Source organism: Aurantimonas sp. C2-5-R2 (assembly GCF_036549495.1).
GTDB classification, from domain to species: Bacteria; Pseudomonadota; Alphaproteobacteria; order Rhizobiales; family Rhizobiaceae; genus Aurantimonas; species Aurantimonas coralicida_A.
On the sequence record NZ_JAZHLJ010000008.1, the window covers coordinates 79,687 to 104,544 of the forward strand.

Annotated in this window: 26 protein-coding genes; 18 read left to right on the top strand and 8 right to left on the bottom strand. The window is 65.3% G+C overall.

Annotated elements, in window-relative coordinates; all coding sequences use genetic code 11:
* Positions 1-130: 130 nt before the first annotated feature.
* Positions 131-739 carry a transcriptional regulator BetI gene (gene betI / locus VQ044_RS06060; protein ID WP_327625218.1) on the top strand — a complete coding sequence of 203 codons (609 nt, stop codon included), beginning with the start codon at positions 131-133 and terminating at the stop codon, positions 737-739.
* Entirely contained in the window at positions 736-2,445 is a 1,710-nt protein-coding gene (gene betA / locus VQ044_RS06065; protein WP_327646032.1) for a choline dehydrogenase, read from the top strand. The genes betI and betA overlap by 4 nt, the downstream gene beginning before the upstream one ends.
* Here betA and VQ044_RS06070 read toward each other — a convergent pair.
* A complete protein-coding gene (locus VQ044_RS06070) occupies positions 2,436-2,843 on the bottom strand; it encodes a DUF805 domain-containing protein (RefSeq protein ID WP_327646034.1) in 408 nt (135 codons plus the stop codon). The genes betA and VQ044_RS06070 overlap by 10 nt on opposite strands.
* A 142-nt stretch (positions 2,844-2,985) precedes the next feature.
* Between VQ044_RS06070 and VQ044_RS06075 the strand changes: the two genes are divergently transcribed.
* Entirely contained in the window at positions 2,986-3,429 is a 444-nt protein-coding gene (locus VQ044_RS06075; protein WP_327646035.1) for a cupredoxin domain-containing protein, read from the top strand.
* Between the two features lie 48 nt (positions 3,430-3,477).
* On the opposite strand, the gene VQ044_RS06080 is transcribed toward VQ044_RS06075, so the two are convergent.
* Together VQ044_RS06080 and VQ044_RS06085 are read right to left on the bottom strand one after the other, a co-directional pair.
* The gene (locus tag VQ044_RS06080) at positions 3,478-3,885 is read right to left on the bottom strand and encodes a DUF1850 domain-containing protein (protein WP_327646037.1); all 408 of its coding nucleotides are present in this window, start codon (positions 3,883-3,885) and stop codon (positions 3,478-3,480) included.
* Complete coding sequence (locus tag VQ044_RS06085; RefSeq protein ID WP_327625223.1) at positions 3,882-6,074, bottom strand: TRAP transporter permease; 2,193 nt, start codon at positions 6,072-6,074, stop codon at positions 3,882-3,884. Before VQ044_RS06085 ends, VQ044_RS06080 begins: the two co-directional genes overlap by 4 nt.
* A gap of 185 nt (positions 6,075-6,259) precedes the next feature.
* Here VQ044_RS06085 and VQ044_RS06090 point away from each other — a divergent pair, with 185 nt between their 5' ends.
* The 11 genes from VQ044_RS06090 (at position 6,260) to VQ044_RS06140 (ending at position 16,862) form a co-directional block, all read left to right on the top strand.
* Complete coding sequence (locus VQ044_RS06090) at positions 6,260-6,820, top strand: hypothetical protein (protein WP_327625225.1); 561 nt, start codon at positions 6,260-6,262, stop codon at positions 6,818-6,820.
* Positions 6,821-7,035: 215 nt separating this feature from the next.
* On the top strand, positions 7,036-8,565 hold the full coding sequence (gene betC / locus VQ044_RS06095; RefSeq protein ID WP_327646038.1) for a choline-sulfatase: 1,530 nt from the start codon (positions 7,036-7,038) through the stop codon (positions 8,563-8,565).
* A 194-nt stretch (positions 8,566-8,759) separates the two neighbouring features.
* Positions 8,760-10,064, top strand: coding sequence for a sn-glycerol-3-phosphate ABC transporter substrate-binding protein UgpB (gene ugpB / locus VQ044_RS06100; RefSeq protein WP_327646039.1), 1,305 nt, complete (start codon positions 8,760-8,762; stop codon positions 10,062-10,064).
* A gap of 96 nt (positions 10,065-10,160) precedes the next feature.
* Entirely contained in the window at positions 10,161-11,042 is an 882-nt protein-coding gene (ugpA, locus tag VQ044_RS06105; protein ID WP_327646040.1) for a sn-glycerol-3-phosphate ABC transporter permease UgpA, read from the top strand.
* A gap of 15 nt (positions 11,043-11,057) precedes the next feature.
* A complete protein-coding gene (gene ugpE, locus VQ044_RS06110) occupies positions 11,058-11,906 on the top strand; it encodes a sn-glycerol-3-phosphate ABC transporter permease UgpE (protein ID WP_327625229.1) in 849 nt (282 codons plus the stop codon).
* A 2-nt stretch (positions 11,907-11,908) separates the two neighbouring features.
* Positions 11,909-12,982, top strand: coding sequence for a sn-glycerol-3-phosphate import ATP-binding protein UgpC (locus VQ044_RS06115; RefSeq protein WP_327646041.1), 1,074 nt, complete (start codon positions 11,909-11,911; stop codon positions 12,980-12,982).
* 36 nt (positions 12,983-13,018) lie between these two features.
* Complete coding sequence (locus VQ044_RS06120; protein WP_327646042.1) at positions 13,019-13,663, top strand: hypothetical protein; 645 nt, start codon at positions 13,019-13,021, stop codon at positions 13,661-13,663.
* 310 nt (positions 13,664-13,973) lie between these two features.
* Entirely contained in the window at positions 13,974-14,456 is a 483-nt protein-coding gene (locus tag VQ044_RS06125; protein ID WP_327646044.1) for an N-acetylmuramidase domain-containing protein, read from the top strand.
* Entirely contained in the window at positions 14,453-14,617 is a 165-nt protein-coding gene (locus VQ044_RS06130) for a peptidoglycan-binding domain-containing protein (protein ID WP_327646074.1), read from the top strand. Before VQ044_RS06125 ends, VQ044_RS06130 begins: the two co-directional genes overlap by 4 nt.
* A gap of 47 nt (positions 14,618-14,664) precedes the next feature.
* A complete protein-coding gene (gene otsB / locus VQ044_RS06135) occupies positions 14,665-15,390 on the top strand; it encodes a trehalose-phosphatase (RefSeq protein WP_327646045.1) in 726 nt (241 codons plus the stop codon).
* A gap of 80 nt (positions 15,391-15,470) precedes the next feature.
* On the top strand, positions 15,471-16,862 hold the full coding sequence (locus VQ044_RS06140) for an alpha,alpha-trehalose-phosphate synthase (UDP-forming) (protein ID WP_327646047.1): 1,392 nt from the start codon (positions 15,471-15,473) through the stop codon (positions 16,860-16,862).
* Between the two features lie 62 nt (positions 16,863-16,924).
* Here the strand turns inward: VQ044_RS06140 and VQ044_RS06145 are convergent, their stop codons facing one another.
* Positions 16,925-17,389, bottom strand: coding sequence for a DsrE family protein (locus VQ044_RS06145; protein WP_327646049.1), 465 nt, complete (start codon positions 17,387-17,389; stop codon positions 16,925-16,927).
* Positions 17,390-17,541: 152 nt separating this feature from the next.
* On the opposite strand from VQ044_RS06145, the gene VQ044_RS06150 reads away from it, so the two are divergent.
* Positions 17,542-18,564, top strand: a complete 1,023-nt coding sequence (locus tag VQ044_RS06150; RefSeq protein WP_327646051.1) for an alpha/beta hydrolase — start codon at positions 17,542-17,544, stop codon at positions 18,562-18,564.
* A 32-nt stretch (positions 18,565-18,596) separates the two neighbouring features.
* Positions 18,597-19,088 carry a DUF302 domain-containing protein gene (locus tag VQ044_RS06155; RefSeq protein WP_327646052.1) on the top strand — a complete coding sequence of 164 codons (492 nt, stop codon included), beginning with the start codon at positions 18,597-18,599 and terminating at the stop codon, positions 19,086-19,088.
* A gap of 13 nt (positions 19,089-19,101) precedes the next feature.
* Here VQ044_RS06155 and VQ044_RS06160 read toward each other — a convergent pair whose 3' ends face one another.
* Entirely contained in the window at positions 19,102-20,262 is a 1,161-nt protein-coding gene (locus tag VQ044_RS06160; protein WP_327646053.1) for a YbfB/YjiJ family MFS transporter, read from the bottom strand.
* Positions 20,263-20,400: 138 nt separating this feature from the next.
* On the opposite strand from VQ044_RS06160, the gene VQ044_RS06165 reads away from it, so the two are divergent.
* Positions 20,401-21,195, top strand: coding sequence for a polyphosphate kinase 2 family protein (locus VQ044_RS06165; protein WP_327646054.1), 795 nt, complete (start codon positions 20,401-20,403; stop codon positions 21,193-21,195).
* A 67-nt stretch (positions 21,196-21,262) separates the two neighbouring features.
* Here the strand turns inward: VQ044_RS06165 and VQ044_RS06170 are convergent, their stop codons facing one another.
* The 3 genes from VQ044_RS06170 to VQ044_RS06180 all read right to left on the bottom strand — a co-directional run bounded on the left by VQ044_RS06170 (position 21,263) and on the right by VQ044_RS06180 (position 23,651).
* Positions 21,263-21,595 carry an RcnB family protein gene (locus VQ044_RS06170; protein ID WP_327646056.1) on the bottom strand — a complete coding sequence of 111 codons (333 nt, stop codon included), beginning with the start codon at positions 21,593-21,595 and terminating at the stop codon, positions 21,263-21,265.
* A gap of 65 nt (positions 21,596-21,660) precedes the next feature.
* Positions 21,661-22,926, bottom strand: coding sequence for an ATP-binding protein (locus VQ044_RS06175; protein WP_327646058.1), 1,266 nt, complete (start codon positions 22,924-22,926; stop codon positions 21,661-21,663).
* Positions 22,923-23,651 (bottom strand): response regulator transcription factor, encoded by a 729-nt coding sequence (locus VQ044_RS06180; protein ID WP_327646059.1) that lies wholly within the window; start codon positions 23,649-23,651, stop codon positions 22,923-22,925. Before VQ044_RS06180 ends, VQ044_RS06175 begins: the two co-directional genes overlap by 4 nt.
* 224 nt (positions 23,652-23,875) lie before the next feature.
* Between VQ044_RS06180 and VQ044_RS06185 the strand changes: the two genes are divergently transcribed.
* Entirely contained in the window at positions 23,876-24,814 is a 939-nt protein-coding gene (locus VQ044_RS06185; RefSeq protein WP_327646060.1) for a hypothetical protein, read from the top strand.
* Positions 24,815-24,858: the final 44 nt, after the last annotated feature.

The window sequence follows — 24,858 nt, forward strand, 5'->3', positions numbered from 1 at the left end:
GTGACAGCTCGATCATAAGCGCGGCTGGCGACGCTTTGCTAGTGTCTTTCCCCGCGTCGCCGGCGCCACTCCGGACGTCAGTCACCGATCGTTGATTGACGGATCAATCAATCGATCTATGCTGCCGGCCATGAACCAATGGACCCGCATCCGGCCCGCCGCGACAGGCCTCGAGGCCGCCCGCCGCGAGGCGCTGATCACCGCAGCCATTGCTGCCATCGAGGAAGCCGGCTCGATGGAGGCCACCACCATGGCGCAGATCGCCGCCCGCGCCTCGGTGTCGCCGGCGCTGGTGCATCATTATTTCGGCGCCAAGGACGATTTGATGATCGCCGCGATGCGCCATCTGCTGTTCGGCTTTCGCGATGGCCTCACCCGCCGGCTCACTGCTGCCGGCACACCCCGCGAGCGGGTCAGCGCCGTCATCGAAGGCTGCTTCGATCCCAGCCAGTTTTCCCGCGAGGCCATCGCCGCCTGGCTGGTCTTCTACCTCTACGCCCGCCGCTCGTCCGAGGCGGCGCGGCTATTGCGGCTGTATTTCCGCCGGCTGGAGACCAATCTGATCTCCGGCCTCGCACCGCTCCTCGGCGCCGATGCGGCCATCCCGGTCGCCGCGGCGACCGGCGCGATGATCGACGGCGTCTGGCTGCGCCAGGCGCTGACCCCGCTCACCGCCCCCGACGGACCTGCGGCCGTCCGGATGGTTGAACGCTACATCGACGCGGAGATCGGCACATGAAAGTCATCGAGGAAGCCGACTACGTCGTTGTCGGCTCTGGTTCGGCCGGCTCGGCGCTGGCCTACCGGCTGTCGGAAAGCGGAAAATACGACGTGGTCGTCGTCGAGGCCGGCGGCACTGATGCCGGCCCGTTCATCCAGATGCCGGGCGCGCTGTCCTTTCCGATGAACATGGCCCGCTACGACTGGGGTTACCGCTCCGAGCCCGAGCCGGCGCTCGCCGGTCGGCGCCTCGCCACCCCGCGCGGCCGGGTCATTGGCGGCTCCTCCTCGATCAACGGCATGGTGTTCGTGCGCGGCCACGCCCATGATTTCGACCATTGGGCCGAGATCGGCGCATCCGGCTGGGCCTATGCCGACGTGCTTCCCTATTTCAAGCGCATGGAGTGCTTCGAGGGGGGCGCCGGCCCCGGAACGGGCCAAGCGACGACGGCAAATGGCGGTGATCCGGCCTGGCGCGGCGGTTCCGGCCCGCTCAACGTCAAGCGTGGCGCCATGGAAAACCCGCTCTATGGCGCCTTCGTCGAGGCCGGGCGGCAAGCCGGCTATCCGGTCACCGACGACTACAACGGCGAATACCCCGAGGGCTTCGGCCCGATGCAGCAGACGATCTGGCGCGGCCGACGCTGGTCGGCGGCCAACGCCTATCTGAGACCGGCCATGGCGCGGGGCAATTGCCGGCTGCTCCAGGCCAATGTCATGCGCGTCGCCTTCGAAGGCAATCGCGCCACTGGCGTCGAGGTGAAGCGATCCGGCCGCACCACCGGCCTCGTCAAGGCGCGGCGCGAGGTGGTGCTTGCCGCCGGCGCCATCAACTCGCCGCTGATCCTCATGCATTCGGGCATCGGCGATCCGGCCGAGCTGTCCCGCGTCGGCATCGACACGCGGCTTGCCCGCCCGGGCGTCGGGCAAAACCTGCAGGATCATCTCGAACTCTACATCCAGCAGAGCTGCACCCAGCCGATCACCCTCAACGGCTATCTCGACCTGTTCTCCAAGGGCCGGGTCGGGCTGGAATGGATGATGCTGCACACCGGCTACGGCGCCACCAACCATTTCGAGGCGGCGGGCTTCATCCGCTCACGCGCCGGCATCGACTATCCCGATATCCAGTACCACTTCCTGCCGGGCGCGATCCGCTATGACGGCCAGGCGGCAGCCCCCGGCCACGGTTTCCAGGCCCATGTCGGGCCGATGCGCTCGAAATCGCGGGGCGATATCCAGCTGACCAGCGCCGATCCAGGTGCCAAGCCGGCGATCCGCTTCAACTACATGTCGCATGACGACGACTGGACCGAGTTTCGCCAGGCAATTCGGTTGACCCGCGAGCTCTTCGCGCAGGCCGCCTTCGATGACTATCGCGGGCCGGAGATCCAGCCGGGCGAAGCGCTACAGAGCGATTCCGACCTCGACGGCTTCATCGCCCATTACGCCGAAAGCGCCTATCACCCCTGCGGCGCCGCGCGCCTCGGCGCCGAGAGCGACGCCAACGCCGTGGTCGATCCCGAATGCCGGGTGATCGGCATCGACAATCTGCGCCTCGCCGACAGCTCGATCTTCCCGCGCATCACCAACGGCAATCTCAACGGCCCGTCGGTGATGGTCGGCGAAAAGGCCGCCGACCATATCTTGGACGAGGGGATGCTGGCGCCGGAGCCCGAACTGCGACCCTGGATCAACCCGGACTGGCAGACCCGTCAGCGATAGGCCTCGCGCCGTCCCAGTGGAGGTGGGCCGTATTCGTTGGTCACCGCCTCGCTGGGCTGGGCGGCGAAATAGAGGAAGACCAGCCAGCCGATCAGCGGGATCAGGCCGACCAGCAGCCACCACGCCGAGCGGCCGGTGTCGTGCAGCCGCCGCGCGGCCACCGCCAGCGTCGGCAGGAAGACCGCCAGCGTGAACAGCGCGTCCAAAGGGCGGGCGCCGTGACCGCTCAGCGGGCTCAAACCGAGGATGGGTCCGACGATCACGCTGTCGACGAGGCCTAGGACAAAACTGGCGATCAGGGTGAACAGCACGAACCACCAGAATTCCGAGCGCGGCGCGCGGCCCTGGAAAATGGCGTAGTTCGAAAACACCGAGCGGACGGCTTCTGTAAATCGCATGCTTGCCTCGACTGGATAGCGGACCGATGCCGCCGAAGTGATGCTCCAAACGATGCCGCAGGGCCGTCGGCGGCGCCAGCGAACTTACCGAACGTCCACAGCAGGCGTAAACTGCAACGCTCTGCCCGCTTGGGAGGTTGCGATGCCTGTATCATCCCCAGATGCCGCGTCGGCCGGCTCCTGCCTGTCCCGCCGCCAGGTCCTCGGCCTCGCGGCCCTGTCCGGCCTCGCCGCGCTTGGCGGCTGCGCCACGGCCGGTTCGACGAGCCCGCCGCCGGGCGTCGCGGCCGTTATTTCCGCGACGACGCTGCTGGCGTTCAGTCCGGCGGTTGTCCAGGTCAGAGCCGGCGACACCGTCGAATGGCGCAACGCCTCGCCCTTCGGCCACACCGTGACCGCCGATCCGTCGCTGGCGAAGAATGCTGCCAATGTCCGGCTGCCGCTGGGCGCGGGGCCGTTCAATGGCCCACTGCCGGCCGGCGGGATCTATCGGCGGACATTCGCCCGGCCGGGCACCTACGACTATGTCTGCCTGCCGCACGAGGGCGCCGGCATGAAGGGCCGGGTGGTGGTGACAGCGGGGTAGGGCGTTTGCTGCCTTCGGCTGCAGAAGCAGCGCAGGCGATGACTCCGCCTACGGATTTCCCACCTCGTCCGCCTTATCCGCGTCGCACCAGCGGACCACGATCGGCGCGGCAGGCTCGGCCCCGAGCGTCAGGCAGTCGCCAGCTGTGCCCTCAGGACTCCCCTCTGCGCACAGGGTCCAGCCCGCTCCGGTCGCGCCGGAGGCGGCGAGCACCAGCTCCGGGATGGCGGCGAGATGCGGCGTATAGACATAGGCGCCGTCCTTGAGCACCGCGTCCGGCGGCGGCTCCATGCCGGCGCCGGAGCCCTCGACGCGGCCCTCGACCACGGTCAGCCCGTCCGGCCCGGCGGTCCAGCGTTCCTGCCAGCTGGTCTTTTCCACCGAGTGGGTCCAGGCGAGGGTGAAGGCGGAGGCGGCGAGCACGATCGTCTTGCCGGCGGTGAGGACGCAGATCATTGCGCCAGTGTCGTCGTTTCGTCGGCGGCTTGGACAGAAGCGGGCCGCTCCACGAGACCGCCGGGTCCGCCGGTGCGGTTCACCGTTTCCGGCACGCCGTACTTGCGCACTTGCCACAGGTGCCAGCCGATCACCAGCGCGGCGAGGCCGAAGCCGATTTCGTCGGTCGCCGGCAGCGCCGCGATCAGCGTGAAGGCGGCGACGGCGGCCAGAATCCGCTCCCACCATTTGAGCGGCGCGACGAGGAAGCCGATCGCTGCCGCGCCCCACAGCCCGATGGCGAGGCACGCCTTGATGACGACGTAGATGACCGCCGGCCAGAAGCCGATCGCATCGGCGAGTGGTCCACCATCCTGCAGCATCAGCGCCGGCGTGTAGACCGCCATGAACGGAATGATGAAGCCGGCGAGCGCCACCTTCACCGCTTCCATCGAGATCTTCAGGCCCGGCGCCTTGGCGATCGGCGCCGCCGCGAAACAGGCGAGAGCCACCGGCGGGGTGAGGTCGGCGAGGATGCCGAAATAGAACACGAACATGTGGGAGACGATCAGCGGCACCCCCAGCGCCAGCAGGGCCGGACCGGCGATCGAGGAGGTGATGATGTAGTTGGGGATGGTCGGAATGCCCATGCCCAGAATCAGGCAGGTGATCATGGTCAGCACCAGCGACAGGAACAGCGAGGTATCGCCGACGGAGACGATGTATTGGCCGAAGGTGTTGGCGACGCCGGTCAGCGTCATCGTGCCGACGATGATGCCGACGATGGCGCAGGCAATGCCGACCGGCAGCGCCGTCTTGGCGCCTTCCGATAGCGCGTCGCGGGTCAAGATCAGCGTCTCGCGACCGCCCTTGAACAGCGCCGAGAGGGCGATGAGGATCGCCAGCGCGATCATCACCGGCATGATGCCATATTGAAAGAAGGCGGCGGCCGACAGGCCGAGGCCGATCCAGAACACATAGCGCAGCGCCTGCACAGAGATGCGCCCGGCGAGCGGCGCGCCGAGGATCAGAAGCGCCGTCAGGGCGAGGCCGATGGTGCCTGCGAACAGCGGCGTGTAGCCGTTGAACAACAGCCAGACCAGAACGATCAGCGGCAATAGCAGATACCAGCCGTTCCTGAGAGCCGCCAGCGGCGAGGGCAGTTCGGCGCGCGACAGGCCGAGCAGGCCGCGCTTGCCGGCTTCCAGATGCACCATCCAGAACACCGAGCCGAAATACAGGATCGCCGGGACCACCGCCGCCTGCACGACGGCGGTGTAGGGAACGTCGATAGTCTCGGCCATGATGAAGGCGACGGCGCCCATCACCGGCGGCATGATCTGGCCGCCCATCGAAGCGGTCGATTCGACGCCCCCCGCGAAGGCGGCGCGGTAGCCGAAACGCTTCATCAAGGGAATGGTGAACTGTCCGGTGGTCACCACATTGGCGACGCCGGAGCCGGAGATTGTGCCCATCAGGCCGGAGGAGATGACCGCCACCTTGGCCGCGCCGCCCTTGGCGCTACCGACGAGGCCGAGCGAGATGTCGGTGAACAGCTTGATCATCCCGGCGCGTTCGAGAAACGAGCCGAACAGGATGAACAGGAAGATGTAGGTGGACGAGACGTAGGTCGGGATGCCGTAGATGCCCTCGGTGCCGAAGGCCATGTGGTCGATTACCTGCGAAAAATCGTAGCCGCGGGTGACAAAGGGCGAGGGCAGATACTCGCCGAACAGCGTGTAGGCGAGGAACGTCCCGGCGATGATCGGCAGCGCCGGCCCCATGATCCGCCAGGTGGCGACGAACAGGATCGCCAGCGCGGCGACGCCGACGGCGGTGTCCATCGGCAGCGGCATGCCGGCTCGAAAGATCAGCGCCTCGTATTCCCACCATTGGTAGAAGGCGACCCCCATGCCGGCGACGCCGAGCGCCCAGAACAGTGCGCGCGAAGCCGGGTTTTCGCGCTTGATCGCGGCGATCAGCGGCAGGCCGAGCAGGCAGAGGAAACCGACATGGACGGCCCGCACGATCTGGCTCGGCAGATCGAGAAGATGCGAAGCCGTCGCAAGCTGGAAGATCGAGAAGAAAAACGCGATCCAGAACAACAGCCGGCCTTCGAGGCTGGCCGGAAACCCGGATGACAGCGGGTCGTGCAACTCCGCCCGTTCGTCGTCGGTCGGATTCAGTTTCTCCGCAAGCCCCTGATTCATGATGCGGTTCCTCCCGAATGCCCGTCGCGGCGGGACCTTAGCCGCGCGGAGGAGGGGGTGCAAACGGCCAGGCGCCGGGCTGCCGGAGGCTCGCAGGGCCGCAGTGACCGGGAATCACTTTGCCGCCCTATTGCGTCGGTAATTCGCTAGCCGGGCACACGTCCGAATCACCAAGGAGGCCTTCAATGAAGACCAGAGCGGCAATGATGAAAACCACAACGATCCTGTTTCTTGGCGCGGCTCTTGCCGCCACACCGGTTGCGATCGACTGGACCCATTTGTCCGTCGGGTCGGCGGATGTGCTGGCCCAAGGCAAAGGCGGCGGTAATGGTGGTGGAAACGGGGGCGGCAACGGCGGTGGTAACAGCGGCGGCAATGGTGGCGGCAACAGCGGCGGCGGGAATGGAAACGGCAATGGCGGGCGAAGCGCCAGTGGCGGGAACGCTCACGGCAAAAGCGGCGAGAATCGCAACTCCGCTGCCTCGCTCGGCCGGTTGAATGCCTCCCACGCATCCGCGACCGCGATGGAAAATGCCTCCTCGCGCTCGGTGGTTGGCCAACTCGGCGCATACAAGGACGCCGTGGCCGACGACGACATGGAAAAGGCCGCGGAGTTCCTGGCCACGGCGGCGAATCATACGGTGACCGAGGAGACCGTCCGCGCCGTCAATACCAAGCTCGGCATCGAACTCGACGACCCCAAGGAGGTGGCGAAGCTCGCCGAGATGGCGAGGCAGATGCAGTAAGCTTCGGCTATTGCCCGGTCCCAAGGTGGTGACAAGATCGCTTCTTGGGGCGGGGCGTCAACCTTCACCCACCTTGGCACGACCGAGCGGTCCTCTCGAAGGGCCGCTCGACGCTGTTCGCGGAGGCCGTTTGCCGTGGTAGGAGCGGGGCGGTTAAGGCCGCAACGGCAATCCGTTCGGCGGTCTCACGTGAATCACCGCGAAGGACCCGCTCCATGGCCCGCCCCAACATCCTGATCGTCATGGTCGATCAGTTGAACGGAACGCTGTTTCCGGACGGGCCGGCGGAGTTTTTGCACACGCCGAACCTTGGCGCGCTCGCGTCACGGTCGCTGCGGTTTCAGAACGCCTATACGCCGAGCCCGCTCTGCGCGCCGGCCCGCGCCGCCTTCATGGCCGGACAATTGCCGAGCCGCACCGGCGTCTACGACAATGCGGCGGAATTTATGTCCTCGATCCCGACCTTCGCCCATCATCTGCGGCGCGCGGGCTATCGCACCGCCCTCTCCGGCAAGATGCATTTCGTCGGCCCCGACCAGTTGCACGGCTTCGAGGAGCGGCTGACCACCGACGTCTATCCGGCCGATTTCGGCTGGACGCCGGACTATCGCCGGCCGGGCGAGCGGATCGACTGGTGGTATCACAACATGGGCTCGGTCACCGGCGCCGGCGCCGCCGAGATCAGCAACCAGCTCGAATATGACGACGAGGTCGCCTATCACGCCGGCGCCAAGCTCTACGATCTGGCGCGGGGACAGGACGAGCGGCCGTTCTGCCTGACCGTATCCTTCACCCATCCGCACGACCCCTATGTGGCGCGGCGCCGCTTCTGGGACCTTTACGAGGATTGCGCCCATCTCGATCCCGCGACCGGGCCGATCCCCCTCGCCGAACACGATCCGCACTCGCAAAGGCTTCTGAAGGCGTCCGATTTCGAGAAATTCGCGATCACGCCCGAGGATGTCCGCCGCTCGCGCCGGGCCTATTTTGCCAACATCTCCTATCTCGACGAAAAGATCGGCAAGATCCTCGGCGTGCTGAAAGACTGCCGGATGGCGGAGAACACCGTTGTCCTGTTCGTCTCCGACCATGGCGACATGCTTGGCGAGCGCGGCCTGTGGTTCAAGATGAGTTTCCGCGAGGGCTCGTCGCGCGTACCGCTGATGCTGAGCCTGCCGGGCGGCGAGAGCGGGCTGGTGGCCGTGCCGGTCTCGACCCTCGACGTGCTGCCGACGCTGGGCGATCTCGCCGGCATCGACGCCGCCGACATCGCACCCTTCGCCGATGGGCAGAGCCTGTTGGCGACGGCGCGCGCCGGAAGCCGGTCCGGACCCGTACCGATGGAATACGCCGCCGAAGGCTCCGAGGCGCCGATGGTCTCGCTCAGGGAGGGGCGATTCAAGCTCAATCTCTGCGAGATCGATCCGCCGGAATTCTTTGACCTGGAGACCGACCCAGGCGAAGCGTGCAACCTGGCGGCGGAGCCCGGATGCGACGGGCCAGCGGCGAAGGAAGCCTTCGATAGGCTGCGTCAGGCGGCGGAAACGCGCTGGAATCTTGCGGCCTTCGACGCGGCGGTGCGCGAGAGCCAGCAACGGCGACTGATCACCTACGAGGCGCTGCGCAACGGCGCCTATTACCCCTGGGACTACCAGCCGCTGCAAAAGGCCTCGGAACGCTACATGCGCAACCACATGGATCTCAACGTGCTGGAGGAGAACCAGCGGTTTCCCAGAGGGGAATAGGCGAGGCGGAGCAACGGTCCTGCTGGCTCCGGGCGACGGCGGTTTGGCGCAAAAATCTGCAGGCGGCTGTTTTTTGCGCTGTCATCGAAGCTTCGTCATTGCGTCACGAACCGTTTTTGAAGCACTGTTACGGGGCGTCTTCGACAAGCTCGGCAACAGAGCCCGAGAGTCGCATCAACGGGTGAGGACATCAGATGAACCGCAAACTTCTCAGCGCAGCCGTCGCGCTTGGGGCGATGATCGCTGGCGCGAGCCAGGCTTTCGCCGTGACCGAACTGCAGTGGTGGCACGCGATGACCGGCGCCAACAACGAGGTCGTCGAGACGCTGGCCAAGGAATTCAACGAAAGCCAGCAAGACTTCAAGATCGCGCCGGTGTTCAAGGGGACCTATCCCGAAACGCTGAACGCGGGCATTGCCGCCTTCCGCGCCAAGCAGATGCCGGCGATCATTCAGGTCTTCGACGTCGGCACCGGCGTCATGATGGGCGCCGAGGGCGCGGTGAAGCCGATCGCCGAGGTGCTCGAGGCGGGCGGCTTTACCTTCGACAAGTCGCAATATCTGCCGGGCATCGTCGCCTATTATTCCAGGCCCGACGGCACCATGCTGTCGTTCCCGTACAATTCCTCTTCGCCGATCCTCTATTACAACAAGGACATCTTCGAGAAGGCCGGGCTCGACACCGAAGAGCCGCCGAAGACCTGGCAGGCGGTGTTCGAGGCGGCACGCAAGATCAAGGAATCCGGCGCGGCCGAGTGCGGCTATACCTCGACCTGGCTGACCTGGATCCATCTGGAGAACTTCGCCGCCTGGAACGACGTGTCCTATGGCACCGAGGAGAACGGATTGGCCGGCACCAATGTCGAGCTGAAGCTCAACGAGCCGATCTATGTCGAGCATTTCCAGGCTCTCGCCGATCTCGCCAAGGACGGCGTGTTCCGCTATGGCGGCCGCACCTCGGAGGCCAAGCAGCTGTTCCTGTCCGGCGAATGCGCCATCCTGACCGAATCCTCCGGCGGGCTTGGCGATATCGTCAAATCCGGGATCAACTACGGCATCGGCCAACTGCCCTATGACGAGAACGCCGAAGGGGCGCCGCAAAACACCATCCCGGGCGGCGCCAGCCTGTGGGTGTTCGGCGGCAAGTCGGACGAGGAATACAAGGGCATCGCCCAGTTCTTCAATTTCCTGTCGCAGACCGACATCCAGGGCCGCCTGCATCAGGCCTCCGGCTATCTGCCGGTGACCAAGGCCGCCTATGAGGCGACCAAGAGCTCCGGCTTCTATGACGAGAATCCCGGCCGCGAGACGCCGATCACGCAGATGATGGGCAAGGAGCCGACCGCCAATTCCAGGGGCGTTCGCCTGCCGAACCTGCCGCAAATCCGAGACATCGCCAACGAGCAGTTCGAGGCGATGCTGGCCGGCGACCAGGATGCCCAGACGACGATGGACAAGATCGTCGAGCAGGGCAACGAGGCGATCGCCGAAGCGCAGTAGGACGCCGAACCCGCAACGCGCGCCGGGCGGTTCGACCGCCCGGCCTTTTCCATGGGCTTCGCTTCACGTGTGGCCTGATTCGGACCCAGGATCGCCGTGTCGAAAGCCATCTTTCCCAACAAATGGCTGCCCTATCTGCTGGTCGCGCCGCAGGTGGCGATCACCCTGGTCTTCTTCTACTGGCCGGCAAGCCAGGCGTTGTACCAATCAGTCCTGCACGAGGACCCGTTCGGGCTGAAATCAAAGTTCGTCGGTCTCGCCAATTTCCAGTCGGTCCTGTCGGACCCGGCCTATCTCAACGCCATCAAGGTGACCGCGATTTTCAGCATCTCGACAGCCGCGCTGTCGATGTCGCTGGCGCTGCTTTTGGCGACCGCTGCCGAGAAGGTGGTGCGCGGACGCGGGCTTTACCGCACGATGCTGATCTGGCCCTACGCGGTGGCGCCGGCCGTGGCGGGCCTCTTGTGGATGTTCATGTTCAATCCGGTGATGGGCACCTTCGCCTACATGCTGCGACGCAACGGCTTCGACTGGAACCCGTTGCTTGACGGCGATCAGGCGATGCTGCTCGTCGTCGTCGCGGCGGCCTGGAAGCAGATCAGCTACAATTTCCTGTTCTTCGTCGCCGCCCTGCAGTCGATCCCGAAATCGCTGATCGAGGCGGCGGCGATCGACGGCGCCGGGTCGACAAAGCGCTTCTGGACGATCATCTTTCCATTGATCGCGCCGACGACGTTCTTCCTGCTGGTGGTCAACACCGTCTACGCCTTCTTCGATACGTTCGGCATCATCGATTCAGTGACCTCCGGCGGCCCGGCGCGGGCGACGGAGACGCTCGTCTACAAGGTCTATGTCGACGGCTTCGTCAATCTCGATCTCGGTAGTTCGGCCGCCCAGTCGGTGATCTTGATGGCGATCGTCATCGCGCTCACGGCCTTCCAGTTCCGCTATGTGGAGAAGCGGGTGCACTATGCGTGAGGCGGAGATACCGCGATGATCGAGCGTCACTCCATTGGCCGCCCGATCGCGCATGTGATGCTGGTCCTCGGCATCGTGATCGTCGCCTTTCCGATCTACTACACTTTCATGGCGTCGACGCAGACGCTGCAGGCGATCCTGCGTCCGCCGCTGCCCCTCATACCGGGCGGCGAATTCGTCGAGAACTATGGCGAGGCGCTGTTCGGCGGCATCGGGCGGATCGGCGGCGTCAACGTCTGGACGCTGTTGTTCAACACGACGGTGATGGCGCTCGGCATCGCCATCGGCAAGATCGTCATCTCGATCCTGTCGGCCTTCGCTATCGTGTTCTTCCGCTTCCGGCTGCGCATGACCTTCTTCTGGCTGATCTTCATCACCTTGATGCTGCCGGTCGAGGTCCGCATCCTGCCGACCTACAAAGTGATGGTCGATCTCGGTATGATCGATACCTATGCCGGGCTGATCCTGCCGCTGATCGCCTCGGCGACCGCAACGCTATTGTTCCGGCAGTTCTTCATGACGATCCCGTCCGAGCTGGTCGAGGCGGCGCGGGTGGACGCAGCCGGGCCGATGCGCTTCTTCTGGGACATCCTCATCCCGCTGTCGAAGACCAACATCGCGGCGCTGTTCGTCATCCTCTTCATCTATGGCTGGACGCAATATCTGTGGCCGCTGCTGGTCACCAACGACAACCAGATGAACACCATCGTCATCGCGCTGAGGAAGATGGTGTCCTTCGCCGACGCCGATACGCCCTGGCACCTGGTCATGGTGACGTCGATCCTGGCGATCGTCCCGCCGGTGCTGGTGGTCGTCCTGATGCAGCGATGGTTCGTGCGCGGCCTCGTTGAAGCGGAGAAATAAGCGTGGCAGGCATCGAACTTTCCGACGTCCGCAAGGTCTATCCCGGCGGGGTGGAAGCGGTGAAGGGCGTTTCGCTCGACATTCCGGACGGCGAATTCGTCGTGCTGGTCGGCCCCTCCGGCTGCGGGAAGTCGACGCTCTTGCGCATGGTGGCGGGTCTGGAGACGATCAGCGCCGGGACGATCTCGATCGGCGATCGCATCGTCAACGATCTGGAGCCGGCCGAGCGCGACATCGCCATGGTGTTCCAGAACTACGCGCTCTATCCGCATATGAGCGTGCGACAGAACCTCGAATACGGCCTGAAAAACCGCAAGATGGCGAAGGCCGAGATCGCCCGCCGGGTCGATCAGGCGGCCGGGATTCTCGAAATCGCGCCGCTTTTGGCGCGCAAGCCCGGCCAGCTTTCCGGCGGCCAGCGCCAGCGCGTCGCCATGGGCCGCGCCATCGTGCGCGAGCCGGAAGCCTTCCTGTTCGACGAGCCGCTGTCCAATCTCGACGCCAAGCTGCGGGTGCAGATGCGCGCCGAAATCCGCCGGCTGCAGCGCAAGCTCGCGACCACCAGCCTCTACGTCACTCACGACCAGCTCGAGGCGATGACGCTGGCCGACCGGCTGGTCGTCCTCAATGGCGGGCGGATCGAACAGGCGGGCACGCCGATGGACGTCTATGAGCGGCCGGCGACGCTCTTCGTCGCCACCTTCATCGGTTCGCCGGCGATGAATCTCATCCCGGTCGGGGCCGCCGGCGGCAGCATTGCCGGGCTCACCGGCCTCGACGGCCTGGCGGTTGCTCCGTCCGTCGGACAGACGCTCGGCATCCGCCCGGAACATATGCGCCTCGTCGAGGAGACCCAGGCCGCGCCGGGCGAATTGCTCGCCGATCTGACCGTCACCGGCGTCGAGGTGGTCGGCGCCGAGAGCTACGTCTATGGCGCGCTGCCCGACAAGGGTTCGGAGATCGCCGTTCGGGTGCCCGGCTACTCGCATCTGGAGCCGGGAACAAAGGTTCGCGCGGCTGCACCGCTCGATGCCCTGCATCGTTTCGACAGCGAGAGCGGCCGCCGGCTGGATTAAGTTCGAAACGCGGGAAAAATTTCTGGATTGGTCCCTATGAAGAAAGTCGCCGTTGAAAAGGCCCGTGGACGCGTCAATCGCGCTGCTTCCGCGATGAATGGCCTTGAAAAAAGCGCGGACTTCGCCTCGTTTTCCATTGCCTGCACCGACTTTTTGTTAGCAGCCAATAGCGTCTTTTCAATTCTGGAGAAGGGCGCAAAAGACAATGCCACCAGCCGGCAGTGGTACGGAGGAAAGAAAAAACAGTGCCGGCAAGACCCTCTTATTCGATACCTCGTTCAGGCGCGCAACGCCGACGAACACGGCATTGAACCGGTGGCTGTACATGCCCCCGGTTCCTTTGCAATCGGCGCGCCCGGCGAATCCGTCCTCCTAAGTAACATTACGGTCAACGCCGCCGGTCACACAACGGCTCTTGTACATTCTGTCGGCGGGAAATTACCGACTGTAGAAGTTCAGCCCCCACATCCGAAACTCGTTGCTGTCTATGACGATAGATTTGGCGGCGAGTGGTTTCAGCCGCCCACCAAGCATTTGGGTATGAAACTGCCATCCGCTACACCGCTACCCATCGCGCGGCTAATGGTGCGATTTCTCACAAATCTTGTGGACGAGGCGGCGTCATATATCCGCTATCCACCTCACATAGTTCTGAATATATCCAGAACCACGATTTCATGAGGAGCGCCAAATGACTTCTCTCGCAACGCGAATGCACCCGCCTCGATCATATCGCGCGTAACCTCAATCTTATTGCCGACCTGTCGTGAATCATCCTGCAAAATCGATCCTGCTTTCTCGCGTATAGCTCGGGAAATTTTCTCCCCGTGCTCCGCGCTGCTGCGACACTGATCCGGTCGAAGCGAGCGCGGGAGCGGACGATGGCGGTGAATGGAGACGTGTTGGCGGCGGCGCGCCGCATCGAAGCCGACCGGCATCGAGGCGACGGTGCTGATCGCCGTCGCCTTGGTCGAAACCCGCGCCGTCGCCTTTGCGCGGGCGGGCGCGCGCGGCCGGACTGGCCGATCCCCGCGCCGGCCGAGTCCGCAACCCGGCCTCGCAGGCGGCGCGCTGGCGGCTGTTCGACAAGGCGGCGGCGATCGACGCGGCCGCCGCGGCCCAGTCCGTCTCCTGGGGATTGTGTCAGGTGATGGGCGCGCATTGGAAGCGGCTCGGCTACCGGAGCGCGGAAGCTCTCGCGGACATAGCCCGCGCGTCGATCGACGGCCAGTTCGAGATCGCGGCGCGTTTTCTCAAGCTCGGCGGACTCGCGCGGCGGCTTGCTGGTGGCGATACGACTGGTTTCGCGCGCCGCTACAACGGCCCCGGCTACCGCCGCAACCGCTATGACGAGAAGATCGGGCGGCGTGGCTGGAGGCGCAACGGCTGCTCTCCCCATCATCCGATACGCCGAGCGAACTGCGCCGCGGCGCGCGCGGCGAGGCGGTGCGGCGGTTGCAGGCGGCGCTCGTGAGGCATGGTCATCGACTGGCGATCGATGGAATCTTCGGTCCCGCCACCGAGGCCGCGCTGCAAGCGTTTCAGCGCGCTCAGGGCCTCGCGATCAATGGGGTCAGCGATGTGGCGACGCTCCTCCAGCTGCTTCCAGAGCGTGGTCTTGGAGATTGCCGTTGAGGGAATGTTTGGCTTCGCCATCGGGTGGCTCTATGTAACAAGGCACCATGCCCTTGCCCCCTTCGATCGATCCGCACCGCCACGCCGTTTTCCTCGATTTCGACGGGACTCTCGTCGAGTTTGTCGATGATCCGCAGGCGGTCGCCATCGCGCCGGCGGCGCTCGACCGGTTGGAAGTGCTGCAGGCCGAACTCGCCGGAGCACTCGCCGTGGTCAGCGGCCGCCGGATCGCCGATCTCGACCGGTTTCTGGCGCCGATGCGGTTTGCGGCCGCTGGCGTGCATGGGCTCGAACGCCGCGTCCGTCCCGGCGACGAGATCGAACGTTTGGCGGGTCCCGAAACACTCGATGATGTGCGCAAGAGGCTCGAACGGCCGCTGCGGGACAATCCCCGGTTGAAGCTCGAGGACAAGGGCACGGCGCTGGTTCTGCACTATCGCACGGCGCCGGACCTGAAGGAGGCTGCCGAGCAGACGATGGCCGAGGCGACGGCAGGCCGTCATGACCTTGCCGTGATGAACGGCGACAACATCGTCGAGGTGCATCCGGCCGGCATGGACAAGGGCCAGGCGCTCGCCGCGATGATGAAGGATGCGCCGTTCGCGGGCCGCGTTCCCATCTATGTCGGGGACGACACCACGGATGAATTCGCGCTCGAACATGTGCGCGATGCCGGCGGCGTCTCGATCAAGGTCGGCGACAAGCATAGCGTCGCGGAATTCCGGCTGACGGATGTCACGGCGGTCCATCGCTGGCTGGCGGCATCGGCCTGACCACAGGTCTGGTCCGGCAGCGGGATCGCAAACGAAGAAATGTCGGTGCAATGCCGGCCGGGGACAGGAGAAGGGAGACGATGGCTGAGGGGCAGCGGCGACTGGTTGCGGTGTCGAACCGGGTCGGACCATTGAATGACGAGGGCAAGGCGGGTGGCCTGGCCGTCGGCTTGTCCGACGCGTTGAGGCGGCGCGGCGGGCTCTGGTTCGGCTGGAGCGGCGAAACCTCGGACGAGGGCACCTTCAAGGACGCGCAGACCCAAGTTCAGGGCGACGTGTCGATGACTACCATCGACATGACCGAGGCGGAACTCGAAGGCTTTTATTACGGCTACGCCAACCGGTCCTTGTGGCCGCTGCTGCACTATCGCCTCGATCTTGCGCAGTTCGACCGACAGTCCGAACGCGCCTATCGCTCGGTGAACCAGCGCTTCGCGGCCCGTCTGGCGCCACTCGTCACGGACGACGATCTCGTTTGGGTCCACGACTATCATTTCTTCTTTCTTGGCTCGGAGCTGCGCCAGTGCGGGTTCAAGGGCAAGATCGGCTTCTTCCTGCACATTCCGTTCTGTCCGCCGGAAATCTTCACGGCGCTGCCGGCCAGCCACGATGTCGTCCGGGCGATGCTCGCCTACGATGTCGTCGGCTTCCAGACCGACACCGACCGCCGCAACTTCCTCGCCTTCTGCGTGCGCGAACTGGGCGGTGAAAAGCTGGAGGGGCACAGGATCAAGGTCGGCGACCGCGTGGTGAGGGCGGATACTTTTCCGATCGGCATCGACGCACCGGGCTTCGAGCGCTTCGCCGTCTCGCCGGAGGCCAGCGAGCACGAGGAGATGGTCCGCGAGATGGTCGGCGATCGGTTGCAGATCGTCGGTGTCGACCGGATGGATTATTCCAAGGGGCTGGTCGAGCGCTTTCGCGGCTTCGAGCGGTTGCTGGAGGACTACCCGGAGAATCGCGGCAAGGTGCAGTTCCTGCAAGTGGCGCCGCTGTCCCGTTCGGAACTCGACGCCTATGTCGAACTGCGCAGTGAGCTCGAAGAACTCGCCGGCCATATCAACGGCCGTTTCGCCACGCTGGACTGGACGCCGATCCAGATCATGACCCGTGGCTTTAACCGGCGGGCGCTGGCCGGCATCTATCGCGCCGCTCGCGTCTGCCTGGTCACGCCCTTGCGCGACGGCATGAACCTCGTTGCCAAGGAATTCGTCGCCGCGCAGGACCCGGACGATCCCGGCGTGCTGGTGCTCTCGCGCTTTGCCGGCGCGCGGGCCGAACTGCCCGACGCGCTGATCGTCAATCCCTATTCGACCGATGATGTCGCGCGGGCGTTGCAGCAAGCCCTGACGATGCCGTTCGATGAACGCGATCGCCGCTGGAAGGCAATGCGCGAGGCGGTGTTCGCCGGGACCTCGTCGCATTGGTGCGACGCTTTCCTCGGCGCCCTTGAGAGCGCTGGGGAAAGCTGAGGCTTCTTGGCGTTGAATAGTGTCGGCGGAGACTTTCATCTGTCCGCCGATGTTGGAACGTCCTATGGACGGATGTAGGAATAGTCGTCTTCCTGGAGTTCCATGAGGCGAACCACGCCCGAGGGAACCTCGGTGGCCTCGTCGAGCAACGGAATCTCCTTGCCTTCCTTCTTGGCCATTCCGGCGCGGGTGTTGCCGCAGGCGGCGAAGGACAGATTGGCGATTTCCATCGACATCATCTTAATGCGGTCGGCGACGGGGGATGTGTCGGAGCGCAGCATGTTCAGCCCCGGGCCATAGGTGACCACCTCGATGGTCACGTCCTCGCCCTTCTCGTCGTAATAGGCCTTGATGTTCTGGACGTTGTTCAGCGCCATGTTCATCCGTTGGGGGTCGTTCTCATCGATATGGATCGCGACCTTGTGCGGTTCCGCCGCCTGAGCACCCGTCACGCCGCCGGCGAACGGCGCCGCGAGCATGAAGGCAAGCGCGGCGAGGGCCGCGAAACGCGTCATTGCAATTTTCATTGATACTTCTCCCGTTGCGATCCGATGGGACACGGCTCTCAAATCCGCGCACCGTTTGCGGCGGCAGTGTTGCCGAAGCGGTCCTTGATGTCTACGGTGATATTCACAAATACGAATATGTCGGGTTCACGATGGCGCGACGGGGAGGTCTTATGAAGCAAGCGATGGGTGCCGTTCGGGCAGCAAGCCTATTATCTGTCGTCGCCGAGATTTGGGGTGGGGCCGCCGCATTCGCGCATGGCTTGATCGGCGGCGCACCGGTCCGACCCTTCGTATCGTGTCTCGTGGCCGCTGGATTTGCCGTGGTGGCTCTCGGCGTATCGCCCGCGAGCGCGGCGGAAGCCAAGGCTGTCGAACTCTCCCTCAATGATCTGACGCTGACCGGCGACCTGGTGCGCCCCGATAATGTCGATATGAGCCAACCGGTCGTGCTTCTCGTCCACGGCACCTTTGCGCACAAGGACGTCGAGCTGATCGAGGCGCTGCAGGGCGCGCTGGCCGAACGCGAGATCGCGTCGCTCGCCGTCACCCTCTCGCTCGGACGGGATCGACGGGAAGGCATGTGGGACTGCAATCAGCCCTCGACCCACCGGCACGAGGACGCGGTGACGGAAATCAGCGCATGGGTGGACTGGCTCGGCAGTGAGGGTTTCGGGCAGGTTGTTCCGCTCGGCCACAGTCGCGGCGGCGGACAGGTCGCCCTGTGGCTCGCCAGCGTAGGCGAACGCGACGATATTCCCACCGCGGTTCTACTGGCGCCGATGACCGAGGACGCCGACGCAGCCGCTGCAAGCTACGAACAGCGCTTCGGCGCCACGCTGGTGGATGTGCTCGCCAAGGCAAAGACCACCACGCCTGACCAGATGCTCGATGTCCCGGGTTTGGTCTATTGCTCGGATACCAAGGCAACGGCCCAATCGGTGCTGTCCTATTATGGGGAGACCCTTGAACGCGACACGCCGACGCTGCTGACGCAGGGCGTTTCGATGCCGGTTCTGGTGATCGCCGCCGGCGAAGACGAGGTGGTTACCGATCTGCCGGAGCGGATGGCGCCCATCGTCGATGGCGCGAAGATTCGCCTGGAGACTGTCGAGGGGGCCGATCATCTGTTCCTCGACTTCTTCGCCGAGGACGCCGCCGATCTCGTTGCGGAGCACATCGCGGCGCTGCCCTGAGAACCCGAGATCTCAACCGAAGGAGAGTTGCTATGAAACGGACTGCCATCAAGGGAGGCGCAATCGCGCTTCTGTTCGCCGGTTTCGCCGCCATGCCAGCCACCGCGGCCGAGACTGTTACCTCCTACGAGACCACTGCGCCGTTCGACGAGGTCCGTCAGGACTTGTCGGACGCGATCGTCAACCGCGGCTATGTCATCGACTACGAGGCGTTCGTCGGCGACATGCTGGCCCGCACCGGCGCGGACGTCGGAGCCGAGAAGACCATCTTCCAGGACGGCCGCGCCAACATCATGCAGTTCTGCTCCGCCGTTCTGTCGCGCAAGGCGATGGAAGTGGACGTCATGAACCTTTCGTTCTGCCCCTATGGTTTGTTCGTCTATGAAAGCGCTGACGCGGCCGGCACCGTGACGGTCGGTTTCCGCCGCCTCGACGAGAGTGGCTCGGATGAATCCAAAGCCGCGCTCGGCGAGATCAACGCGGTCCTCGACGACATCGCCAAGGAGGCTGCCGGCGCCGAATGATCGCCGGGTGATTTCAGGCGGCGGCCGGTGTTTCCGGTCGCAGCCGGATCGCGACCAAAAGTGCCGATAGGCCGAGGGCGAGCACCGCCGCCGAGCCGATCAGGGCGGTGTTGTAGTCCGCCTCGCCGGCGACGAGGAATCCGGCGGCGAGCGGGCCCAGCATCTGGCCGAGGCCGAAACCGGCGGTGAGGATGGCAAAGCCCCGTCCGCCGAGACCGTGCCGCCCGAGCGGCATGGTCAAGACGGTGATCGCCATGAAGGTGCCGCCGAACAGCACGGCGGCGACCAGCGCCGCCGTGCCCGAACCGCTGATGGCCGGCAGGAGGACGCCGACGATCTGGGCAGCGTAGGCGGCGGCGAGGGCGGCGGAAAAGCCGATCCGCTCGGCGATCCGCGACCAGATCAGGCAGCTTGGCAGGCCGGCGAGGCCAACGATGATCCAGACCCAGTCGCCCATCGCTTCCAGTCCGGGCCGGGATTTGACGATCGCCACGATGAAGGTGGCGAAGACCGAATAGCCCAGCCCCTCGCAACTGTAATTGATCAGCAGCGGCCAGAACGGCAGTGGTCGGGGCACGCGGCGTCTGGGGTCCGGCGTGTCCGTCCGCGCCGGCAGCGTGCGATCGCGAACCTCGATGAAGACGATCGGCGCGAACAGCGCCGCTAGCAAACCCCCGGCGATCCACAGACCGGCCGAATCGAGCACTGGCGCCGCAAAAAGCACGAGCAGGCCCGAGGCGGCGATTCCGATCCCGACGCCGCCGAAGACCCAGCCGAGCCGTGCCTCCGAGCCGACGCGCGCCAGCGACTCGGCGACCATGCCGGCGGCCGAGATCATCGCAAAGGCGCTGGCGAGCCCGGAAATGGTGCGCAGCGCGAGCCAGACGCCGAGCTGGTCGCTGAGCCCCATTGCGAGCGTGGTCAGAACGCTGGCGACGACGCCGATGCGGAAGGCGGTGAGCCGCGGCGCGCCGCGCGGGACGAAACTGGCGAGAATCGAGCCGGCCAGGTAGCCGGCGAAGTTGGCCGCCGCGATGAGGCCCGCCACGTCGACGCCGAAGCCGTAGTCGCGCTGCATGAGCGGCAGCAGCGGCGTATAGTAGAATCGGCCGACGCCCATGACGATCGCCAGCGTCAGGAAACCGCCGAGAAGAAGTCGATTGGTCGGATGCATGGCGAGAACCGGTTCCGTCGACGAGCCGTTCGCGCCGCCAATGGTTCTTTAAAGCATGAATCCACGCTTCGAAATGCTGTTGTCGCGAAGTTGCCGCGCCGCCCTATGTGCTGAGCGACATGAAAAGAGGAGGCCGCCATGGGCGATCGCAAATCCGGCGTCAAACGCCTCGCCGACCTCGATATGGACGCGAAAATCCCGAAGGATGAGTACGAGCCGCGGCTGGAAGCGGTGCAGACTTGCTTCCGCCAGATCCAGCAGGCCTATCTGCATACGAAGGACGAGGCCGTGATTGTCTTCGAGGGCTGGGACGCGGCGGGTAAGGGCGGCGCAATCCGGCGGATGGCCAGCGTGATGGACCCGCGCGGCTTCCGGGTCTGGCCGATCGGCGCTCCGTCCGCCGAGGAGCTGGCCCGGCACTATCTGGCGCGGTTCTGGGAGCGGCTGCCGGCAAAGGGCGAGATCGCGGTCTTCGACCGCTCCTGGTACGGGCGGGTATTGGTCGAACGTGTCGAGGGATTCGCCGAGGAGGCCGAATGGCGCCGTGCCTATGAGGAGATCAATCAGTTCGAGGCGATGCTGACCGATGCCGGAACCAGGATCGCCAAGGTGTTCCTCTATATCGACAGGGACGAGCAGCTCGAGCGGTTCGAAAAGCGGCTGCGCGATCCGTTGAAGCGCTGGAAGCTGTCTTTCGAGGATTTTCGTAACCGCGACAAATGGGATCAGTACGAAGAGGCCGTCAATGACATGCTGGAGCGCACTGACACTACGGCGGCGCCATGGCAGGTCATTTCCGCCAACCACAAGAAATACGCTCGGGTGACGGCCCTCACCGGGATCGCCGACCGGCTCGCGAATGGGGTCGACCTGTCGCCACGGCCACTTGATTCCGAACTCGAACGGCGCTTCGAGCGGGAAACGACAGATTAGGGGGCACGGTCGGCCACGCTGGTGGCCGACCGAAAGCTTTGAACAGACACGCCGGGTAAAAAGCGGGCTATCTGCTTGCCGCGACGATGCTGGCGATAATGCCGGTGGCGGTCGCAAAAAGTATGTAGTCGTTGTCGACCTTGACCCAGCGGTGGCCCGAGGGCGGACGACGCAGTCCGTGGCGTTGCCAGTTGGAAACAACCGGCCCCCTTGCGGTGGCCGGCAAATGGGCGCCGCGTCGACGCCAGTCCGCGGCATGGCGAGTATCCTTGCTGGCCTGGCGCAGGGTCCTGCTCGGCGCGGCTGCTCTGTAGGTCGTTTTGGCGTCGTGCGCGAAGGCCGGCACGGTCGTCGTGGCCGGGACGGCGAGGCCGAGAGCGATTGCGAGCGATTTCATCATGACGATTCTCCTTTGCTTTCGTCGCAGGAGTAACCACGCCATAAGTCTCGCGATCCAGTTTCAAACTATGTCATTTGTAACGGAGCCAACGGCAAGCGGACGGTCTGTTCGAGACCGCCGGTCTCGCGGTTGGCGACTCCGATCGAACCGCCGGCCTGCTCGACGATCTCCTTGGCGATGGCCATGCCGAGCCCAGCCCCCGGCTTGAACTTGCGTCGACCGGGATCGACCCGGAAGAACGGCTCGAAGGCGCGGTCGATCATCTCGTCCGGTATGCCGGGTCCGTCGTCGGTGATGCTGATCACCGCCTCGCTCCCCTTGCGATGCAGCGCGACCCGCGCGCCCTCGCCGTGGATGGCGGCATTGTCGACGAGGTTGCGCAGCGCCCGTTTCAGCGCGAGGGGCCGGGCGACCACGACAAGGGGCGGTGCGCCAGCCGGCATCTCATCCACCGGACGGCCGATCTCGCGCAGTTCCGCCGTGATCTCCGCCAGCGTCCGGTCGAGCCGAATCGATTCGTCCGGGGCCGTATCGACTTCTTCGCGCACGAGGCGGATGGCGCTGTCGGCGATGCGGTCGAGCTCGGCCAGATCTTTCAGCCAGACCTCCCGATCCTCGTCGGGCAGGAACTCGGCGCGCAGGCGCATGCGCGTCATCGGGGTCCTGAGATCGTGGCCGGCGGCGGCAACGAGGCGCATGCGGCTTTCGATCGCCTCCCGCACGCGGCTGGTCAGCCGGTTGAGCGCCGCGGCGGTGGCGCGGACCTCGGCCGGACCGTCTTCCGGGACATGGGCGGGAAGGCCGTCCGGGCCGATCGTCGAAACCGCCTGATCGAGGATGCGAAGCGGGCGTGTCATCTTGGTCGCGGCAAAGAGCGAAACCGCCGCCGCGCCAAGGATGACCAACGCCATGTAGGACACGAAAGCAGGCCAATTGCGGGTTCGCATGCCGGGATGGGGCAGGTAGGCCCAGCGTCCCGGCGCGAACTCGAAGGCGAGCTGCGGCGTATGCGTTCGCATGTCGCCGACCATGCGCACCGGGATGGAGAGGCCATCGCCGGCCAGGCTCTCAGCAATGCCGCGCGCTTCGTGCACCATCATGCCGTCGCCGGGAACCGGTTCGTCGCCGACGACGATGCCGAGGCGGTCGGCCGCGCCCGGATCGGCCGCGAGAACCGTGGCGACGATGCGAACCTCGTTGGCGAAAGCCGCGCGGAAACTCTCGCGGTCGGGCCGTTCGAGCACCTGCACCGAGACCAATGCCGCGATGACGACGACGCCGACAATGGCGAGGACAAGAAGCAGGGCCAGCCGCGAGCGCAGCGATCTCATGACGCGTCACCCGCGTGCCGTTCGACCCGCGCCGCAAATTGATAGCCGCCATTGCGCACGGTCTTGAACAGCCGGAAGACGCCGTTGTCGTTGAACTTGCGCCGTAACCGGCTCATCGTCACATCGACGGAGCGGTCGAATGGATCGGCGGAGCGGCCGTGCAGCAGGTCCATCAATATGTCGCGGGACAGGACCCGGCCCGGTCGTTCGAGGAAGATCATCAGGAGGTCGAACTCAGCGCCGGTCAGTTCGATCTCCTCACCGTCGGGCGCGCCGACGTGCCGGCGCTCCGGATCGACGGTAAAGCCCTCGAACGCATAAAGGGCATGCCCCGACGGAGGCTCCGGTGGATTCTCCCCACCGCGCCTGAGCACCGCCCGGATGCGGGCGGCGAGTTCGCGCGGATTGAACGGTTTGCCGAGATAATCGTCGGCGCCCAGTTCCAGGCCGATGATCCTGTCGACATCTTCCTTCAGGGCGGTCAAGAGGATGATCGCGATGTCCGGCCGGCGCTCCTTCAGATCGCGGCAGATGTCGAGGCCGGAGCCGTCCGGCAGCATGACGTCGAGCACGACGAGGTCGATGCGGGAATCGGCCACCTTCTGTTCGCAGGCGCGCCGGCTGGCGGCGAGCGAGCAACGAAACCCCTGGCTCTCGAGATACTTTCCGAGCAGTCGTAAGATTTCCGGGTCGTCGTCGACGACGAGAATGTGGGGCAGGCTCATGCGGCGTTCGTCCTTCTGCGCACCCTATTGTCTGTCTGCTCCCGGCCCGGCCCGGCCCGGCGCGCGAGGCGAATTTTGTAACGGGACGTTGCCCCTGGACCCTGTGACACGTTTCGTAACAACTCTCCGTGTCCGGGCCATGTTTCGTAACATTCCGCCGCATCACCGCAACAAGTGGCACCTAGGTTGAGGGTCCAGACGTCATCCAACCAGAGGACATCGACATGACCCAACTTCACAATCGCAACACGGCCCGTCCCAAAAGGTTCGTTGCCATCGCCGCCGCGGCGCTCATGGCCAGCACCGCTGCCGGCACGGCTTTCGCCCAGCAGGCCACCGCCCCGGCGCAGCCTTCCGCCGCGACCGCTTCGGACTCTCGTGACGGTTCAATGATGCGACGCGGCGACGGCAAAGGCATGTCCGGGCAGCGCGGAGAGCGCGGCGGCAAGGAATTCAAAGGCCACGGCGGTATGCGTGGCATGGGCGGGATGGGCCGCATGGGTGGCGGCGGACGTCACGCCGGCATGATGGCGCGCATGTTCACGCCGGCGCACGTCGCTGACGCGCTGTCGACGATCGAGACCGGTATCGGCGTTCGGCCGGACCAGATGGAGGCATGGCGCAAGTTCACCGCCGCAGTGGTCGCCTTCGCCGATGCCTCGCAGCCGCCGCGCATGGGCATGGGCATGGGGCAGGGACGCGGCATGATGATGCCGAATGCCGGCGCCGACACGTCCGATGATGACACCGCGATGGCGGATGATACCGACAGCACCGCGATGGCCGACGAGGAGACCGACGACACCGCGGCCTCGGACGAGGCGATGCAGTCGGATAGCGAGACCGATACCGGCGACCAGGCCAAGCCGCAGTTCCGCGGCTTCCAAATGCTCGACCGCATGGCGGACCGGGCGATTGCCCAGGCAGGCAAGGCCGAAGCGCTGAAGAGCGCGCTGGCCGAGGTCGAGGCTGTGCTGACGCCCGAGCAGATCACCGGTGTGCAGAGCATCGTTCGCTCGATGATGCGCGACGCACGTGGCGAGCGTCGCATGCAGATGCGCGGCCATGGCGGTGGACGCGGCAACATGGGCGGCGATCACGGGCGCGGGGGTGATTCCTCGGGTGGATTCCATGGTCGCGGCGGCGACGACGACCGGCGCTAACGAAATCGCACCTTCTTGGGCGCTTGCGCGCCGCTGAAAACAAC